The organism is Rathayibacter iranicus NCPPB 2253 = VKM Ac-1602, assembly GCF_003149025.1.
GTDB lineage: Bacteria > Actinomycetota > Actinomycetes > Actinomycetales > Microbacteriaceae > Rathayibacter > Rathayibacter iranicus.
The window spans coordinates 60,221-78,818 of record NZ_QGDV01000014.1 but is presented as its reverse complement, the minus strand read 5'-3'; the positions used below and the strand labels follow the sequence as shown (position 1 = coordinate 78,818).

Sequence of the window (18,598 nt, the reverse complement as noted above, 5' to 3'; positions counted from 1 at the left end):
TAGGAACCTCCATCATCGGAAGACCTCGACCCCACTCCCGGCCACGACGCGCCAACCCCACACCCGTACGGCTACACCCTCAACTGCGAAGAGCCTCTTAAAGGAAGACAGTTCTTCGTGGCTCGCGCGCTGTACCCGGGCGCCCGGGACAGATACGCCATCTTGGCAGCCAAGCTAGATTGTTGTTTCGATAAAAGGAAATGCAGCGATGGACCTGTTCCGCCTGAGTGACCGACGTCGATATGAGTACGCTGAGGCATTGGCGTATCTCGCGGCTCGACTGCCGCGGAAGGACTTCTCTGCGGGCCTGTTCGCCGCACATGCCCAACGCGCACGCGAAGCGACGACACGAAAAGACATGCGGCTGCTCTGTAAGCGTGTACGACAGTCCTACGGACTGAAGGATTGAGGTGTCGACAGCCACCGAATCGTTCAGGAAGACGGCTCGCTGGACCGCGAAGCCACCGCCCGACTCCACGAGGTTGTCGAGAACGTTCGGATACGCTCCGCGTCGTTCCGGTGGTGGTTCTGACAGGTCGTCGTCGATCACGCCGTCGCTCGAACGGCTCCGCCCCTAGTCGTCCCCCTCTTGCTCCGGCGTCGGCGACACCGCCTGTAGGAAGTGCACGTCTCCCGCGAGGCTGACAAAACCGCGGCCGACGGTGGCCGGGACCGGGAGGCGCCGGGGGATCGGCGCGGGGAACAGCTGGGTGTCGTGCTCCCAGTCGGGCTGCAACAAGAGGCCGGAGCGGGATCGGCCGAGGGCCTTCGTCCAGTGCCCGAATTGCGAGCGCAGTTCGACCGAACGTCCGGCGGCGATGACGCACCGTCCCGGGTGTGACCCGGAGATCAGGGTCGTCAGGCCCTGGCCGGGGTCGTCCCAGCGTTCGGCATCGTCGATTAGCAGCAGTACCGGCCCCTCTTCCATCAGCAGGGAGGCGAGGAGGGCGCGCAGTTCCTCGGCACCGACGGCGAGCCGGTCGAGATCGGCGCCGACCAGGGGCGAGCGGCGGTCGCACGCGCCCCAGATCCCGACGGTCCCGGCGGCGCGGGCGGCCTCGGCGAGCGCGAGTAGCACGGTGGACTTTCCGGAGCGGGCCGGACCGCAGATGAACACATGCTCGCCCTCATAGAGTTCGAAGGCGAGCGGCGCCAGATCGGCTTCGCCCAGTCCGATGGGGATCCGCCAGGGTTCGCCATCGAATCGGGCCTCGACGTCGAGAGCGCTGATCGCCACCCGCTGGGGCAACGTGGCGATCGCGGTGGTCTTGGTGGTCGTCTCGGGCCAGGCGGCGACCACCTCGGCGACGGCGGCGTGCAGACCCGCGGCGGGTATCGCGACCTGTGTCTGGAGGAGGGACGACGTGAGTACGCACCGGCCGGGCACCGGCGGCGGGGCGTAGCGGGGCTTCACCCCGGCGATCGAGTAATCCTGTGGATCCGCGAAACGGAACAGCCACTTCTGGGTCGTTACCTCTTCCATGACCGACGGCAGGCCCTTGACGCGGGTGCTCGTGACGGCGAAGTGCAGTCCCAGCTCAGGACCGTCGGCGTAGGCCCGTGCCAGCGCCTCCAGCAGAGCTTGGCTCTCCCAATCCTCGAATTCGTCCTTGAGCGTTGCCAAGCCGTCGATCAGTATCAGCGTCCGACGGTGCTCCCCGTGGGCCGCGCGCCGTGTCTTCACCTCGTCGCGGATGTGTCGGAGGAAGCGGGTCTGTTTTTCCTGCGCTCCCGCGCCCGCTCCGACGTAGGAGACGGTGTGCGGCAGATCCGCGAGCGCTGAGCAGTCACGAGAGGCTGCGTCGAGGACATAGAGGTCGAGTTCGCCGGGAGAGAAGTGACGGGTCGCGGTGAGCGCGACCGAGGCTAGCGCCGTGCTGGTGCCGCTGCCGGGGATGCCGAGCAGGAGGAGGTTGCCCTCGCGAAGGTCCCACCCGCTCGTGACCTGGCGCTGGTTGTCCGGGTCGTCCGAGAGCGCGATGCGCAGCACGTCGTCGACGACATCGCCGAGGTCGGACTCTTCGGCGCCAAAGCCTCCGAGCGCGATGGACTCCCCGAGGGGTTCCGGCCAGATCGGACGGGGCGGAGCGAACCCCGCATCCGCATTCGCCTCGACCACGGCGTCGATCAGAAGGTCGAGGTCGGTCGGGGCCGTCTCCGCCGCACCACGGTCGGACTCGGCAGAGGCGACCCCGGAGAAGCCGACGGGCCTGACCTCGACCAGGTTGACGACCTCCGCCTCCGCCCGCCCCGTTACCAGAGCCGTCTGCACGGGTGTGATGTCGTTCTGGCCGAGCTTGACGTAGGCGCGCCCGGTCTGACTCCGCGAGATCTCGGCGGCACTCGGCACGCCGATGACGTTCACGGAGTCGTCGCGGCTCTGCACCCGGAGCGCAACGCGGAGATTGGTGTTCGCGAGGATGTCGTCGTTTACCACGCCGGCGGGGCGCTGCGTCGCGAGGATCATGTGCACGCCGAGTGTGCGCCCGACGGCGCCGACGCTCACCAGGGACTTCAGGACATCAGGGTGCTCCTTCGCGAGCATGGCGAATTCGTCGACGACGAGGAGGAGCCGTGGCATCGGTTCGGCCGGCGATGTCGCCCAGTAGGCGTCGAGGTTGTCGATCCCTTCGCCCGCGGCCGCGAACACGCGCTGTCGCCGCTGCATTTCGGCCTCGAGCGAGCGCAGGGCGCGGTCGGCGAGCTGCGCGTCGAGGTTGCTGATCGTTCCGATGGTGTGCGGTAGGCGCTCACACGCGGCAAAAGCCGCGCCGCCCTTGAAGTCGATCAGGATGAAGCTAAGGCGGGTCGGATCGTTGCGCGCGGCGAGACCCGCGACGAAGGAGCGCAGGAATTCGCTCTTACCCGAGCCTGTCGTACCGCCGACGAGTCCGTGCGGCCCGTCGGCGACGAGATCCAGGACGAGCGTGCCGCCCTCGCCAGTGCCGACCGGAGCCCGTATTCCTTTCGCCGTCGACCACCACTCCCTGACCGAGGCCGTGGTCGGGCGATCAACTCCGAGCAGCGGCGGGAGGCGCACCAGTCCGGGGAGCGCGGCCCCGGCGGTGACGAGTTCGGGATCTTCGAAGCGGGCGAGGTCACGAGCGCAGCGCTCGGCGCTCGTGCGGTCGAGTCCGGCGAGCACGACATCCTCTACCGTGATGCGCTCGTCGGGTCGGGAGAGCGTGGCGGACGCGTCGGGCTCGATCCGCACGACGACGTTGCAGGAGGCGGGGAGCTGCTCCTCTGAGGCGGCGAGGACGATGCCGGCCACGCGAGCTCCGGCGTCGCGCTCCCCCCGGCCGAAGCCAAGGAGATCGCGCGCGGGAGCGTCCCGGCCCTCGGTGAGTACGTCCGAGTCGAGGACGAGGAGTGTGCGTGGCCGCGACTGTTCGCCGAGTGCGTCGCGCAGTCCGCGGAGGATCTCGGTGCTGCGCTCGCGGTGGTCGGAGAGCAAGCGCTCACCGCCCGGGCGTCGCGTGTGCGGCAGCCATGAGGCCCAGCTCCACTCGCTGTCGCGGCCGCGGTCGCAGAAGACGCCGATCGTCAAGTCAGCGGGGCCGCAGTGCACCGCTGCCTGACAGAGCAGGCTTCGGGCGAGTGCCAACGCCCCCTCGCGGTCGCCAACAATCCCAACCACGCCTGCGTCGGAGAGGTCGACGGCGACCGGCGCGCTCGGGATCACGGTGCTCGCCAGGATCTCGCGCACCTGGTCCTCCGGCCGCAACCCTGAGCGCTGGTCGAGCGTCGGTGTCCACGGCACATCACCGACGCCCGCGTGCAGAGTGAGGACGTCGGCTGCCGTCGAGCGGCGTTGCCAGAGCGAGGTGGTAGGCAGCGCGGCGCGGCGCAGCGACGTCGCCGGGTCGGGAGCCTCCTCTTCAAGGCGGGTCCGCTCGACCCGTGCCACCCGAGCGATGTCGTCTCGGAACTCCTGGAGCGCCTGATCGAATCGCTGCTCCTCCGTCCGCGTGGAGCGGGTGTGCCGATGCTTTTGCTCGAACCACATGCCAACTCCCGCGACCGGGCTGAGGGCCGCGAAGAGGGCGTAACGCGCGTCGCCCATGATGAGGACCATCGCGAAGGCGAGGACGAGTGGTGCGGCGACCGTGATAATGCTGAACTTCGTGGCGGAGGCGACGGAGATCCGCGTGGGTGGGACGACGGGGTCGGCGGGGGCGGACCTGCCAGGACGCGGCGGCCTGTTGAAGGGTACGGTCGCGTTCGCAGTCAGGTTGTTCAGCGTGCCGGGCTCGGGAGCGCGCGGTTCGTCCTGCGTGGGGCGAAGGAGTATCGCGGCTCCTCCGGCGATCACGACAGCGGGCCCGGTGACGACCGTGCCGTCGCTGCCGACCGACACGCCGTCGACCAGAGTGCCGTTCGTGCTTCCCGCGTCGCGCACCCGCAGACCGTCGCTCTCGCGGACGACCGTGAGGTGCTCCCAGGATGCGCTGGCCGTGTCGAGGACGAGATCGGCCTGCGGTGCTCGGCCGACCGTCAGCGGCCGAGTCCTCGGGATCTCCACCACGGCCCCGGCGGACAGGCCGCCCGAGAGCGTGGCGGTCCAGCCTCCGACGGCTCGTGGCCGGGGCTGGGCCGAGCGAGCGATCCTGGTGCCCTCGAGCACGAGGATCTCGTCGATCGGAGTCTCGACGGGGTGTAGGGCGGAATCGACGGCAAGCACAGTGCCGGCGTCGAGGCGGCGCCCGGTCACGGCCTCAACGAGGTCGCCGAGGGTCGCAGAGGAGCGGTGCCGGCCGAGGTCGACATCGTGGCGGGCATCGTCGAGTTCGAGGAGCAGTCGCATCCTGTGTCCTCAGGGTTGAGGCTGTCCGGCGAACCAGAGCAGCGGGACGGTGGTCGGCCGCAGGCCGAGATCCTGCGGGGTGGCGTGGAGTGGGACGACCGGCGCGTCGAGGGCGGTCGGCGCGCTGAAATCGAGACTGGGCCCGGCGAGGCCCTCGGCCGGGCCCACGACGGAGCCGCTCAGCGCCGCTGTGACCGCCGATGGATCCCGGCGACCCGCCGCCGCGGCTGCACGCACGAGCGCGACGACCGCATCGTGGCTGGGGGTGTCGGCCACCGCTGAGACCTCGCGGAATGGCCGGTCGCCGAGGAGAGCTGTCTGTGCGGAGTCGTCGGCCGCCACTCGCAGGGCGGCAAGGTACGCGGACATGGCGCGTCCCGCCTCGTCGCCACGGAGCGCTACTGCGTCGCCGGAATCGACTCCGGCCGTCGTCAGGTCGCCCGACAGCGTGCCGCCGGCGTCGACGAGTGTGGAGGCGAAGTGAGGGCTCTGCGCGTCAGGCGTCAGCAGAATCGGCGTCGCGGTTCCCGCGGCCTGCAGCGCAGCGACAGCGGTCGCTTGCGTCTCGGCCGGACCTGAGACCAGAACGCGGTCCACGGGGTGCTCACCGCCGAGGTGCGGCCGCGCGGCATCGACGAGGTCGGCCGTCGAACCCCCGGGGGCGAAAACCAGTGTCGCTTCGGGCGCGACTCCTTGGGGAGCGGTCCCGCCGGCATCGACGAGGAGAGTCCTCGATCCCGGTCCGGACGCCTCGACCAGTGCAGCGTCGATCCGCGCGGCGTCGGGGGCGGTCGGCCATGCACCCTCGCCAGCTGACATCGCATCGCCCCCGTAGGGGAGGAGCGCCGCGATCCCGCTCGCGCGCGCCGCGTCGACCGCCGCCGCCGCGTGTGAGCCGTCGGTGGCGATCACCAGACCGGACACCTGCTGGCTGGCGAGTTCTTCGACCGCCGCGCGCGCACCATCTGCCGTGCCGTGGTCATCGACGGCGATCAGCCGGACCGCGCAGCCGCCCATTGCGAACCGTCGAGCGGCCACTACGGCTCCGTTTGCGGCGTCCTTCCACTCCGCCCCTTCGCCGGGAGCTGAACTCAGCGAGACAACGACTCCGAGGGTCAGCCCTTCGGGCACTCGAGCGCACGAGAACCCGACCGGCACCTCGGCGACCGTTGTGGTCGGAGCCGGACGCGGCGGCAGTAGTGCAACCAGGACGCCCCCGAGGATCAGCAGCGCCGCCAGCACCGCGCCTCCCGCCAGCAGGAGCCGTCGGTTGGGCCTCGTCCGTGGGGCAGCCCGCTTCCCGAGCCGGGTCATCGTTCGTCACCGATCCGGAAGGAATACACGGTCTGCGTGTGTGCACCGTCCGGAACGTTGAGATGGAAGGCGGGGAGAGTGTCCGCGGCGGCGAGCGAGGCCCGCTCCTGCGCCTGGGCAAGCAGGATGCCCGAGACGTCCTCCGAGCGCACTCCTGCGTAGCCCTGAGCGCTCTGCGAGGCGAGGGCCAGTTGCACGTCGGCGGTGCCGACCTTGGCGGCACTCGTGGTCATCGACCCGAGAAGGCCGGAGCCCCCGACCGAGCGGTCGCCGAGGTCAAGCAGCACCTTGTGCAGATCGGCCGCCAGCAGTGCGGAGGCGGCGTCCGTGTCGCGGGTGGACGCGTCGATCGTCGTGGCGATCCTTGTCAGCGAGTCTCGGGTGCGCTCGGAGATTGCGCTACCGATTCGGGCCTCGGCCGTGCTCAGCGCCTGGTGCTCCGCGTCGACCGTCGCTGTGCCGTCGGCTCGGATGTCAGCGGCCGTCTCGTGCAGTCCGGAGACGGAGCGATCGAACATTGTCGTGACCGCCTCGGTGTCGACGACGGAGCGAGCAGAGACACGGCGGATCTGATCGTCCAGGATCGCGGCGACCGCGGAGGAGGCGGCGGCGTCCGCGTGCGCGAATGCCTCCTGAATCGCCGGAGCCAGGGCCTCTTGCTGGACGGAGAGCGCGTCGATACGTGAGCCGAGCGAGTCCCGCTGCGTAACGAGGGCGGCGGAGGCAGTGCGGAGTGCGGTGATCCGCTCCGTGAGGTGAGCGTCATCGGCCCCGAGCGCCGCCGCGGTTTCCGACACGGTCGTGCGGAGGGTGGCGAGCGACGTGCGCAGCGCAGTCAGGTCTGCTCCGGCGCCGGTCTTACCGGCAAGCGTCTCGACCGTGCTCCAGGACTTCGCCTGCTCGTCGAGCCGGTCGGCCATCGGAGCGGAGTAGCCCTTCGGAGTCGCCAGTCGGCCGGTGCCGGAGCAGGGGGTGTCTGTCAGGTAGGCGCGCAAACGATCGATGCTCGTGGTCGGCGTACCGGCGGGTGCGGGTGTCGCGGTCGGCGTGGTCGTGGCTCCGGGAGTGGATCCGGGTGTCGCTCCGGGTAGCGGGAGAGTGGGCACCAGCCGACAGAGTTCGTCCGCCAGTTCCTGGTTCTGAGCCGCGAGTGAGCCCTCTGCGTCGGGTGTGCCGAGCTCTTCGCGTGCCGCCGTTGCGGTGCTCCCCACCGACGTCATGGCCTTCTCCAGCGTGGCTACGTGGCCGTCGATCCCGTCGAGCGTGGTGGTCAGCCCGGCGAGTGTCGTCGCAGCGGAGCCGTCGGGAGTGTTGGCGGACACTGTGTCGGTGGCTTTCGTGGCCTCGTCCACCCGGGTCGAGAGCGTGGTGTACTCCGATTCCACTCCCGCCATCAGCTCGGGCTGCAGTGAATCGACCAACTCCCCGCCCTGTCGGAGCAGCCCGACCAGCACGGTGTCCACGGCGGTCCCGGAGGCGGCGAGCGAGCACGTCATCGAGGAGGTCGTGCAGCTCTCGGCCGTGGGCGACACGGGGCCGACAGCGCTGCGCAGCGATGCGACGACCTGCTCGCGGCAGGAGTCGGCGGCCGTGCCGTAGGCGTCCAGCTCGGCGGTCAGCCGTAGTAGCTCGGAGTGGATCGCGCCCGATCCGCCCGGGTTCTCGACCGCCACGGCGCAGCCGTTGCCCGAGAGCACCGGCTTGGGCACGGTCGCCGAGGTGTCCCCGAGCATCGCGTCGACCGCGGCGATCGCCTGCGAGAGCTGTTGCAGCAGCCCCGACTCCGTGCCGGAGACCGTCGTCGAGAGTTCACTGCGGAGCGCGGTCAGCTGCCCAGAGAGGCCCTGCATCGACGAGGCCGTCGAGGCCGTGCTCTGCCGCAGCTCCTCCGCGGTGCGCACGCCCAGCGTCTCGGAGGTCGCGTCGAGCGCGGTGCGCACCTCGGCGACGGTCGTTCCGGCGCGGGTCAAGAGTTCGTCGACGGAGGTGATTACGTCGATCGTGCGGCGCTGGAGCGCGAGCGCGGAGGCCGGGCTTGTGTCGAAGGCCGCCTCAAGCGCGCCCGCGGGTGTCGGATCTGTCGCGAGCCCTGGCTGCACCGCCAGGTCGAAGGAGGGCACGGCGAAGTCGGACACGTCGGCGACAAGCGTCAGCGTGGCGTTTGCCCCTCCCGTGGGCGGTGCGAGGAGCGACGCCCACTGAAGGACCGCATCACCCGCGTCGTCGCGACTCAGCACGCCGTTGGTCACCGCGCCGGTCTCGGCTGCGGTGACGACCCGGCTCGGCGAGACGCCCGGGAGGACCGTCGAGGCGGCGAGGGTCAGTGGCGCGCCCACGAGAGCAGATCGGCTCGTCGCGCCACCCGCGACGTCGAAGGTGACGTCCTCGGCGTGGACCGTGAGGTTCTCGACCGCCAGCGAGATTTCGACCCGTCCGGCGTAGCCGCGAAGGTCGGCGAGATTGGTCCCTGCGGAGTCGGCTGTGCGGTACGAGGTACGCACTCGGACCGGCAGGTCGCCTGCGACGGCACCGGGGTCGTAGGAGGTCGTCGAGGTGGTGGTCTGCGACACGTCGGACCCGACTCCGACCGTCGTGGCGTCGATCGTTCGCACGCTGCCGTCGGTCGTCGCCGCGACGGAGACCGACTGCAGGAGACGAGACGAGGGGAGCGGGGGAGGCGACGGGGTACAGCCCGCCAGGAGACCGACGATCAGGGCGCTCGCCGCGCCCGTCAAGCCCGCCCGCGTCATCCGTGCTTTTGTGCGCATCATCGCCGTCCCTCGTCCCGCCAGGGCGCCCGGTCGGCGCCACACTCATCGACTGTGAGTGATGCTCGCAGAGATGACGGGGATGGGAGGTGATTTGGCGCGGGACGACGGGTCCGAGCGCGCGTCAGACCAGCTTGAGTTTCTTCCGCAGAGCGTTGACGTGGCCTGTGGCCCGCACGCCGTATTGCGCGAACTCGACCCCGCCGTCGGCTCCGACCACGAACGTCGAGCGCAGGACGCCGACGACGGTCTTGCCGTAGAGGCTCTTCTCACCCCACACGGCGTAGGCGCGATGCACGGTCATATCGGGATCGCTCAGCAGCGGGTAGGTGATGCCCTGCGCGTCCGCCCAACGGCGCAGTGCCTGGGGAGTGTCGCGCGAGAGCCCGAGCACCTCGTAGCCGGAGTCGCGGAGCGAGGCCGCGTTGTCGCGGAAGTCGCACGCCTCGGTGGTGCAGCCGGGTGTATCGGCCTCGGGGTAGAAAAAGAGGATGACCCGGCGCCCACGGTAATCCTCGAGCGAGACGGGATGTCCGTCCTGGTCCGGGAGCGTGAAACCGGGTGCAGCGTCGCCGGCGCCGAGGCGCGCGTCGGTGGGGAGGGGGGAGAGATCGGTCATCGTCTGCTTCCGTCGGTCGTGGCGAAGGTGGTCAGGAGGCGCTGAAGGGAGTCAAGACGCTCGGGTCCGCTCGCGCCCAGCGTTCCCTCCGCGACCGCCTCGATAATGGCGCAGTCGGGGGAGTCGGGGAGGTGTGTGCAGCCCCGCGGGCAGCCCTCGGCGATCTCGGCGAGGGTGGTGAAAGCACCAAGAATGTTGTCGGTGTTCACATGGCCGAGGCCGAACGAGCGTACGCCGGGAGTGTCGATCACCCAGCCGTGCCGGTCATCGCGCTGGACGCGCAAGGAGACAGTGGACGAGGACGTGTGCCGGCCCCGGCCGGTCACCGTATTGACGTGCCCCGTGGCGCGGTGGGCGTTCGGCACAAGTTTGTTCACCAGCGTCGACTTGCCGACCCCCGAGTGCCCCACCACGACCGTCTCGTGCCCGAGCAACGCCTCCGCGATCTCGTCGACCGGCGGCTCGTCCTGGCTGGACAGGAACACGCGCAGATCCAGTCCCTCGAAGTTCCGGAGGAATGGGGCCGGGTCGGCGAGGTCGGTCTTGGTGATGCAGAGTATCGGCGTGATACCGGCGTCGAAGGCGGCCACGAGGTAGCGGTCGACCAGGCGGGTCCGTGGCTCTGGATCGGCAGCGGCGACGACGCACAGCATCTGATCTGCGTTCGCGACGATGACGCGCTCGATCGCGTCCGTGTCATCCGCGCTCCGGCGCAAGAGGGTTGAGCGCTCCCGAATCCGGACGATGCGCGCAAGCGTGCCGTCGTCACCACTCGAGTCACCGACCACGTCGACGCGGTCGCCGGCGACGATGGCCTGGCGTCGAAGTTCGCGTGCTCTGGCGGCGGTGAACTCGTGCTCCTCGGGAGTGCCGTCGCCGATCATCACGGTGTAGCGGCCTCGGTCGACACCGAGAACCATCGCGATCTCAGCGTCCTCGTACGCGGGCCGGTTCTTGGTGCGTGGCTTGGTGCCCTTCGGGTTCGGCCGTACCCGGGCGTCCGATTCGTCGTAGCCGTCGAAGTCGTCGAGCACGCCGTCGGCGTCGAGGCCGCTGTCCGTCCACCACGACACGGGTCAGATCGATCCGGCGAGAGCGGTCCACAGCTCGGGGAACTGCGGGAGCGTCTTTGCGGTCGTGGCGATGTCCTCGATCACGACGCCAGGCACGACCAGCCCGATCAGGGCGCCCGCGTGCGCCATCCGATGGTCGGAGTACGTGTGCCAGCGTCCGCCGTGCAACTCCGCTGGCTCGATCCGCAGGCCGTCCTCGAGTTCGGTGACGATCCCGCCCAGCCCCGTGATCTCGGCTGCGAGGGCGGCGAGGCGGTCGGTCTCATGGTGGCGGATGTGGCCGATGCCGGTGAGCGTGCTGGGCGTGCTCGCGAGCGCGGCGAGCGCGGCCAGGGCTGGGGCTAGTTCGCCGCCCTCGGACAGGTCGAGGTCGACTCCGAGGATCTCGTCGCCTCCGGTCACCACGAGGACGTCGCCGTCCCGCTCGACGGTGCCGCCGAAGAGCGGGAGGATCCGCTCGAGGTACGCACCGACCTGAGTCGTCGAGGCCGGCCAGCGCCGCAGCCGGACGCGGCCCCCGGTAACCAGTGCCGCGGCCAGGAACGGAGCGGCGTTGGAGAGGTCAGGCTCGATCAGCACGTCGGCTCCCGCGATGTCCTGCGGAGCGAGGGTCCACTCGCCCGGAGCGGGAGCGCCGACTGCCACTCCGCGGGCCGCCAGCGCGGCGATGGTCATGTCGATGTGCGGCTGGCTGGGGAGGGGACCGCCTTCGTGGCGCAAGTGGAGCCCCTCGTCGAAGCGAGCACCCGCCAGGAGCAGGGCCGAGACGAACTGGCTCGAACGAGAGGCGTCGATGATCGCCTCACCGCCACGAACCGACCCGGACCCGTGCACAGTAAAGGGGAGTGTGCCGCGGCCGTCATCGGCGACGTCGACGCCGAGCGAGCGCAGGGACGTGATGGTCGCACCCATCGGCCGCTTCGCCGCGTACGCGTCGCCGTCGAAGGTGGTCGGTCCGAGCGCGAGCCCAGCGAGCGGAGGCAGGAAACGCATCACTGTTCCCGCGAGGCCACAGTCGATGGTGGTGGAGCCCAGCAGTTCCTCCGCCGGCTCCACGATGAGGTCGGCGCCGAAGTCGCCGGTCGCACTGGACTCGCGGATCGTTGTGCCGAGCGAGCGCAGGGCCTCGATCATGAGCGCAGTGTCGCGCGAGCGCAGCGGTGCGCGCACCGTGGAGCGACCCTCGGCCAGGGCCGAGAGGACCAGCTCCCGGTTGGTGAGCGACTTGGATCCGGGCAGCCCCAACTCGGCGTCGAGGGCACCGGCCGCGAGCGGCGCGGGCCAGGCATCGTCGTCGGGGAGCGCACGGGCATCGCCGTACGGATCGAACTCGGGAGCGGAATAACGCGAGAAGACCATCGGTTGTCAGGATAGTCGGCCAGCAGGGCGTCGGCAGGAGTGACGGAGGCAGAGCATGGCGGTAGTGGCGATAACGACGCCGACGATGACGACCCCCTCGGCGGCGTCCCCGGTGGCGACGACCACTCGCGCACGAGCCGCCTCCCGCAGCCGCCGTTGTCCCGCAACCCCGGTCGCCGCGAGCGTCACCGCCGTAGAATCGCTTCCGATGACTCGCGATGACGTACCCCGCACCGGCCCGGCCGACAAGGTCTCTGCGCTCGCCGAGACGGAGCAGACAATCGAGGACACCGTCGAGGAGTCGCTGGACGATATCCGCGCCGACGCTCCTGTCGATCTTCGTGTGCTCTTCGAGGAGCAGGCTCTGCCCTTTATTGACCAGCTCTATGCGGCTGGCTTGCGCATGACGAAGAATCCCGCCGATGCGCAGGACCTTGTGCAGGAGACGTTCGCGAAGGCTTTCGGAGCGTTCCGCCAGTTCCAGCAGGGCACGAATCTTAAGGCGTGGCTCTACCGCATTCTGACGAACACTTTCATCAACTCATACCGCAAGAAGCAGCGCGAGCCGTACCAAAGCGCAATCGACGAACTCGAGGACTGGCAGCTCGGCGGAGCAGAGTCGACCACGGCGACCTCCAGTCGTTCTGCCGAGGCGGAGGCGATCGACCACCTCCCCGACACGGCGGTGAAGGAAGCCCTCCAGGCGATTCCGGAGGATTTCCGGCTCGCCGTCTACTTCGCCGATGTCGAAGGCTTTTCCTATCAGGAAATCGCAGACATTATGAAAACCCCCGTCGGGACCGTGATGAGTCGGCTGCACCGCGGTCGCCGTATGCTGCGTGAACGACTGACCGACTATGCACGCGAGCGCGGATATCGCGCCGCATTCACTTCCGGGAGCACGAAATGACCGACAGCGGTTGCACGAAGGCGAAGGCCGAACTCGAGGAGTATTTGCACAATGAACTGTGCAAGGAGGATGCCGCTGACATTCGCGATCATATTGCCGGATGCGTCGATTGCACCGACGAAGCGAAGGTCGGTGCCGTACTGACCATCGCCGTCCAGCGTGCCTGCAAGGAGACCGCGCCGGAGGACCTCCGCGTCCAGGTGCTCGACATGCTTCGCGACGAGCACGCGGCTCACGTCCCTGCGTCGGCCAGCCTGTAAATCGGGCTTTTCGGGGTAAATCCTGACCCGTCGAGGGATTCCGCTACAGCGGACGGTCTCGACGGGTCAGGGTTCCCCCCGGCGCAGCGTCAGCGAGTGAGCGCTCGTGACAGCAGGTCGGCCTGTTCGGAGGCGTGACGCTTGGCAGAGCCTGCCGCGGGAGAGGCTGCCGAGGGGCGCGAGACCACGCGGATCGGGCGACCGAGCGTCGGCGCTACGTCGAGAGCGATAAACGGCCACGCCCCCTGGTTCTCGGGCTCGTCCTGTACCCAAACCAGCTCGGCGTCTGGGTAGCGCTCGGCAATGCCGCGCAGCTCCTCCATCGGTGCCGGGTAGTACTGCTCAACCCGGACGAGCGCGATACCGTCGTCGGGCTTCTTGTCGAGTTCCGCCTTGAGGTCGTAGTGCACCTTGCCTGCGTGCAGCAGGACGCGCTTCACGGCCGACGCATCCTGGACGCGGGCGTCGTCGATCACGGGCTCGAAGCGTCCCGAGGTGAAGTCCTCGACGGGGCTCGACGCACCGCGCAGGCGGAGCATCGCCTTCGGGGTGAAGACGATGAGTGGTCGCCGCGGCCGCGAGTACGCCTGGCGGCGCAGTAGATGGAAGTAGGACGCCGGCGTCGATGGGCGCGCGACGGTCATGTTCCGCTCGGCGCACATCTGCAGGTAGCGCTCGATCCGGGCGGAGGAGTGGTCCGGGCCCTGGCCCTCGTAGCCGTGGGGGAGCAAGAGCACGAGCGATGAGCGCTGGCCCCACTTTTGCTCGGCCGACGAGATGAACTCGTCGATCACGATCTGCGCGCCATTCGCGAAGTCGCCGAACTGCGCCTCCCACAGCACCAGCGAGTCGGGACGCTCGACGGAGTAGCCGTACTCGAACGCCATCGCGGCGTACTCGGAGAGCAGGGAGTCATAGATCCAGAGCCTTGCCTGCTGCTCCGACAGGTTCATTAGCGGCAGCCACTCCTGGCCGTTCTCGCGGTCGTGCAGCACGGCATGGCGTTGGACGAAGGTGCCGCGACGGGTGTCCTGCCCGACAAGGCGGACCGGAGTGTTCTCCAGCAGGAGCGAGCCGAGCGCGAGAAGCTCGCCGAACGCCCAGTCGATCGAGCCGGACCGGCTCATCTCCTGGCGCTTCGCGAGGAGCTGCTGGAGTTTCGGATGCACCGCAAAGCCCTCGGGCGGAGTCATGAACGCGTCACCGATGCGGGTGATCACCTCGGTCTTCACTCCGGTCACGTCGGGCTCGCCCGGGTAGTCCTCGCCCCGCTGCGCATCGGGCAGCTCGAGATCGGCGATCGAACCGTCGTCGGAGATCACTGGGATCGCGCCGGTCTGCGCCGCGTGAGTTTCGGCGAAGGCACGCTCGAGGCGGTCCTGGAAGTCTTGGTGGGCGCGGTCGTACTCCTCCTCGGTGATGTCGCCGCGACCGACGAGAGCCTCGGTGTACAGCTTGCGTACCGAGCGCTTCGCCTCGATGAGGCTGTACATCAGCGGCTGCGTCATCGAGGGATCGTCTCCCTCGTTGTGCCCGCGGCGGCGGTAGCAGATGAGGTCGATGACGACGTCGCGGTGGAAGCGCTGCCGGTACTCGAACGCGATCTGGGCGACGTGAACGACGGCTTCGGGATCGTCTCCATTGACGTGGAAGATCGGCGCCTGAATGGTCTTCGCGCCGTCCGTCGAGTAAATCGAGGTGCGTGCCTCGTGTGGCGGGGTCGTGAAGCCGACCTGATTGTTGATGTTGACGTGGATCGTCCCGCCGGTGCGGTAGGCGCGCAGCTGCGACATCTGCAAGGTCTCGACGACCACGCCCTGGCCCGCCATTGCAGCATCGCCGTGCACGAGGATCGGCAGCGTCGTGAACGTGCCGATCGGCTTGCGGTCCTGCTTGGCGCGGACGATGCCCTCCAGCACTCCATTTACCGCTTCGAGGTGCGAGGGGTTCGCAGCGAGATACACCGGGATCTCTTCACCACCGGCACCGCGGAAGGTGCCCTCCGTGCCGAGGTGGTACTTCACGTCGCCGGAGCCCTGGACCGTGCGCGGATCCTGGGTGCCCTCGAACTCGCGGAAGATCTGACCGTAGGTTTTGCCGGCGATGTTGGTCAGCACGTTGAGGCGCCCGCGGTGCGCCATACCGATCGCGACCTCGTCAAGGTTCTCGTCGGCCGCGCCCTGCAGGATGGCGTCGAGGAGTGCGATCAGCGACTCCCCACCCTCAAGGGAGAAGCGCTTCTGACCGACGTATTTCGTCTGCAGGAACGTCTCGAAGGCTTCCGCCTGATTGAGCTTGCCGAGGATGCGCAGCTGCTCGTCGTGGCCGGGCTTCTCGTAACCGCGCTCAAGCTTCTGCTGCACCCACGCGCGCTGCTCCGGGTCTTGGATGTGCATGTACTCGATGCCAACAGTGCGGCAGTAGGAGTCGCGGAGGATTCCGAGAATGTCGCGCAGCTTGAGCTGGCGTTTGCCGCCGAAGCCGTCGGTGACGAACTCGCGATCGAGATCCCAGAACGTCAGGCCGTGGCTTTCGATCGCGAGGTCCGGGTGCGAGCGCTGCACATACTCGAGCGGATCGACGTCGGCCATCAGGTGGCCGCGCACGCGGAACGAGTTGATCAGTTCTTGCACTCGAGCGGTCTTGGAGACGCGCTCGGCGAGGTCGACGGCGATATCGGTCGACCAGTGGATGGGGTCGTAGGGAATTCGCAGCGCGGCGAAGATGTCCTCGTAGAAGTCGCGACCGCCGAGCAGGAGTTCGTGCACGATCTTCAGGAACTCGCCCGAGCCCGCTCCCTGGATGACGCGGTGGTCGTAGGTCGAGGTGAGGGTGATCGTCTTGCCGATGCCGAGTTCGACCAGCGTCTTCTCGGAGGAACCCTGGAACTCGGCCGGGTACTCGAGGGCACCGGCGCCGATGATGCAGCCCTGACCCTTCATCAGACGGGGCACGGAGTGGACGGTGCCGATGCCGCCAGGATTCGTCAGGGACAGTGTGGTACCCGCGAAGTCGCCGGCCACGAGCTTGTTGCCGCGGGCCCGCTTCACCAGGTCTTCGTAGGCGGACAGGTAGGCCGTGAAGGTCAGGGTGTCGGCGCGCTTGATGCTCGGGACGAGCAGGGCTCGGGTGCCATCGGGCTTCGGCATGTCGATTGCGATGCCGAGGTTCACGTGCGCCGGCGCGACGACGGCGGGCTTGCCGTCGACCTCGTCGTAGAAGACGTTCTGGCTCGGGAAGTCCTTCAGCGCACGGATCAGCGCCCAGCCGATCAGGTGCGTGAACGACACCTTGCCGCCGCGTGTGCGGCGCAGGTGGTTATTGATGACGATGCGGTTGTCGATCATCAGCTTCGCCGGGATGGTGCGCACGCTTGTGGCGGTCGGGATTGTGAGGCTGGCGTCCATGTTGGTGGCGAGGCTCTTTGCCATGCCGCGCAGCGGAGTGACGACGTCCTCGTTAGGGGTGGAGTCGTCGGTCGAGGGCTTGCCTACTGGTGCGTCGGCGGGGATCGGCTGGGCCTTCGGCTGCTTCGATGTCGTGCGCGCAGCGGGTGCAGTCTCGGACGGGGCGGTGACAGGATGGTTCACCGCGCCTCCGGCGCTCGTCGAGACGCGCTCGGCGGCAGACGCCTGCGCAGGCTGTGCATCATCCGCCGCCTTCGAGCCGGTGCGCGCGAGCTGGGCTCCGTAGCGCTCCAAGATCGGCCACCAGGACTCGTCCACGGAGGCGCGATCGGTGCTGTACTGCTCGTACAGCTCCTCCACGAGCCACTCGTTGGCTCCGAAGTCCTCCGCGCCCTGGTCTGTTCCCACTCCGGTCAACTGGCTCGACACAGCCGATCGCCCACTCTCTCCGTTGATTCGTCCTCGATCATCCGGACGGGCCCGCCGCAGCCCCCCGGCGCCTGCCACCGCGGACGAGGAGGTCATCCTCGAACCGCGGGGAGTGGTGCCCTCGCCTGGTCCCGTCCCGATCATCCAGCCTAGCCCCGATCCCCGAGGGGCTGACCGTGGGCCGCGCCGGAGTAGCGTTTCCCGTATGCATTTCTCCGGCGGATCACCCCCAGGCGACCTCACCTACTCGGACGTGTTCCTCGTCCCCGGCCGCTCGTCGGTGACGAGTCGGCTCGACGTGTCGCTCGCCCCTGGTGACGGCACGGGAGCCACCATCCCCATCATCTCGTCGAACATGAACTCGGTGACGGGACCGCGACTAGCCGCCGCTCTCGCCCGCCGCGGCGGCCTCGGAGTGTTGCCGCAGGACATGCCGCTGCAAGCTCTCGACGCCGCGATCCGCTGGGTGAAACGCCAGCCGGTGCCCTTCTCCGGAGCCCTCACCGCCGCTCCCGCGACGACCGTCGAGGAGGCGCTCGCGATCCTCCCCGCGGTCGCCGGCCACGGCTTTGTCGTGCAGGAGGCCGACGGCACGATCCTCGGCTGCGTTCCGGCGTCGCGCCTCGCGACCGCACTTCCCGATGCATCGCTGGGCGACCTGGTGCACGGTGCGACCGCATCGATCGACGCCGACGATGTTCCGACGGCCCGAGCGGCTTTCGACCTGATGGTCGCGGCCGACCTCGACTTCGCTCCAGTGCTGCATCATGGCGCGCTGGTCGGCACCCTCTCTCGCACCGGTGCGCTGCGCGCGACCATCTACGATTCGGCCCTGGACACCGCGGGGCGTCTCCGGGTCGCTGCGGCGATCGGCATCACGGGGGACGTCGAGAGCAAGGCCCGCGCGCTGGTCGCCGCCGGCGTCGATGTGCTGGTGCTCGACACGGCCCACGGCCACCAAGAGGGGATGCTTCGGGCGCTGCGGACCGTCGCGGCACTCGATCTCGGAGTACCGATCGCCGCGGGCAACATCGTGACGGCCGACGCGGTGCACGACCTTGTCGACGCGGGGGCGGACATCCTCAAGGTCGGCGTAGGACCGGGCGCGATGTGCACGACCCGGATGATGACGGCTGTCGGGCGGCCGCAGTTTTCCGCGGTCCTCGAGACGGCCGAACACGCGCACGAGCTCGGTGCCCATGTCTGGGCCGATGGCGGGGTGCGCTATCCGCGCGACGTGGCCCTCGCGCTCGCGGCGGGCGCCGCCTCCGTCATGATCGGCTCCTGGTTCGCCGGCACGATCGAGGCGCCGGGAGAGCTGCGGAGCGACGCGGCCGGCCGCGTCTACAAGGAGAGCTGGGGCATGGCGTCGGCCAAGGCAGTCGAGGAGCGCTTCGAGCGGCTCGACGCATACGAGCTGGCTCGCAAGCGCCTCTTCGCCGAGGGCATCTCCTCCTCCACCATCTACCTCGACCCGCTGCGCCCCTCTGTGGAGGATCTGCTCGACATGATCACGTCCGGCGTCCGCTCCTCCTTCACCTACGCGGGGGCGCGCAGCGTGGCCGACTTTCACGAGCGTGCGGTCGTGGGCCTCCAGTCGGCCGCGGGCTACGAGGAGGGCAAGGCTCTGCCGGTCAGCTGGTGACCGGCCC

10 protein-coding genes are annotated in these 18,598 nt (G+C 69.0%); 3 read left to right on the top strand and 7 right to left on the bottom strand.

The features are described from left to right. Positions 1 to 574 precede the first annotated feature (574 nt). The 6 genes from B0H03_RS13115 to aroA all read right to left on the bottom strand — a co-directional run bounded on the left by B0H03_RS13115 (position 575) and on the right by aroA (position 11,940). Positions 575 to 4,807: an FtsK/SpoIIIE domain-containing protein gene (locus tag B0H03_RS13115; protein WP_104264222.1), complete on the bottom strand. Its 4,233-nt coding sequence runs from the start codon at positions 4,805 to 4,807 to the stop codon at positions 575 to 577. Between the two features lie 9 nt (positions 4,808 to 4,816). Then, positions 4,817 to 6,121: a hypothetical protein gene (locus B0H03_RS13110; protein WP_127843942.1), complete on the bottom strand. Its 1,305-nt coding sequence runs from the start codon at positions 6,119 to 6,121 to the stop codon at positions 4,817 to 4,819. Continuing rightward, complete coding sequence (locus B0H03_RS13105) at positions 6,118 to 8,892, bottom strand: hypothetical protein (protein ID WP_133248945.1); 2,775 nt, start codon at positions 8,890 to 8,892, stop codon at positions 6,118 to 6,120. Before B0H03_RS13105 ends, B0H03_RS13110 begins: the two co-directional genes overlap by 4 nt. Before the next feature lie 121 nt (positions 8,893 to 9,013). Then, the gene (bcp, locus tag B0H03_RS13100) at positions 9,014 to 9,508 is read right to left on the bottom strand and encodes a thioredoxin-dependent thiol peroxidase (protein ID WP_104264225.1); all 495 of its coding nucleotides are present in this window, start codon (positions 9,506 to 9,508) and stop codon (positions 9,014 to 9,016) included. Continuing rightward, on the bottom strand, positions 9,505 to 10,581 hold the full coding sequence (gene rsgA, locus B0H03_RS13095; protein ID WP_181075050.1) for a ribosome small subunit-dependent GTPase A: 1,077 nt from the start codon (positions 10,579 to 10,581) through the stop codon (positions 9,505 to 9,507). The genes bcp and rsgA overlap by 4 nt, the downstream gene beginning before the upstream one ends. A gap of 3 nt (positions 10,582 to 10,584) precedes the next feature. After that, entirely contained in the window at positions 10,585 to 11,940 is a 1,356-nt protein-coding gene (gene aroA / locus B0H03_RS13090) for a 3-phosphoshikimate 1-carboxyvinyltransferase (protein ID WP_104264226.1), read from the bottom strand. A gap of 208 nt (positions 11,941 to 12,148) precedes the next feature. Here aroA and B0H03_RS13085 point away from each other — a divergent pair, with 208 nt between their 5' ends. Continuing rightward, positions 12,149 to 12,850 (top strand): sigma-70 family RNA polymerase sigma factor, encoded by a 702-nt coding sequence (locus B0H03_RS13085; protein WP_104264234.1) that lies wholly within the window; start codon positions 12,149 to 12,151, stop codon positions 12,848 to 12,850. Continuing rightward, a complete protein-coding gene (locus B0H03_RS13080) occupies positions 12,847 to 13,110 on the top strand; it encodes a zf-HC2 domain-containing protein (RefSeq protein ID WP_104264227.1) in 264 nt (87 codons plus the stop codon). The genes B0H03_RS13085 and B0H03_RS13080 overlap by 4 nt, the downstream gene beginning before the upstream one ends. 89 nt (positions 13,111 to 13,199) lie before the next feature. On the opposite strand, the gene B0H03_RS13075 is transcribed toward B0H03_RS13080, so the two are convergent. Then, positions 13,200 to 16,946 carry a multifunctional oxoglutarate decarboxylase/oxoglutarate dehydrogenase thiamine pyrophosphate-binding subunit/dihydrolipoyllysine-residue succinyltransferase subunit gene (locus tag B0H03_RS13075; RefSeq protein WP_181075049.1) on the bottom strand — a complete coding sequence of 1,249 codons (3,747 nt, stop codon included), beginning with the start codon at positions 16,944 to 16,946 and terminating at the stop codon, positions 13,200 to 13,202. 205 nt (positions 16,947 to 17,151) lie between these two features. On the opposite strand from B0H03_RS13075, the gene guaB1 reads away from it, so the two are divergent. Beyond that, on the top strand, positions 17,152 to 18,591 hold the full coding sequence (gene guaB1 / locus B0H03_RS13070) for a GMP reductase (protein WP_104264229.1): 1,440 nt from the start codon (positions 17,152 to 17,154) through the stop codon (positions 18,589 to 18,591). Positions 18,592 to 18,598: the final 7 nt, after the last annotated feature.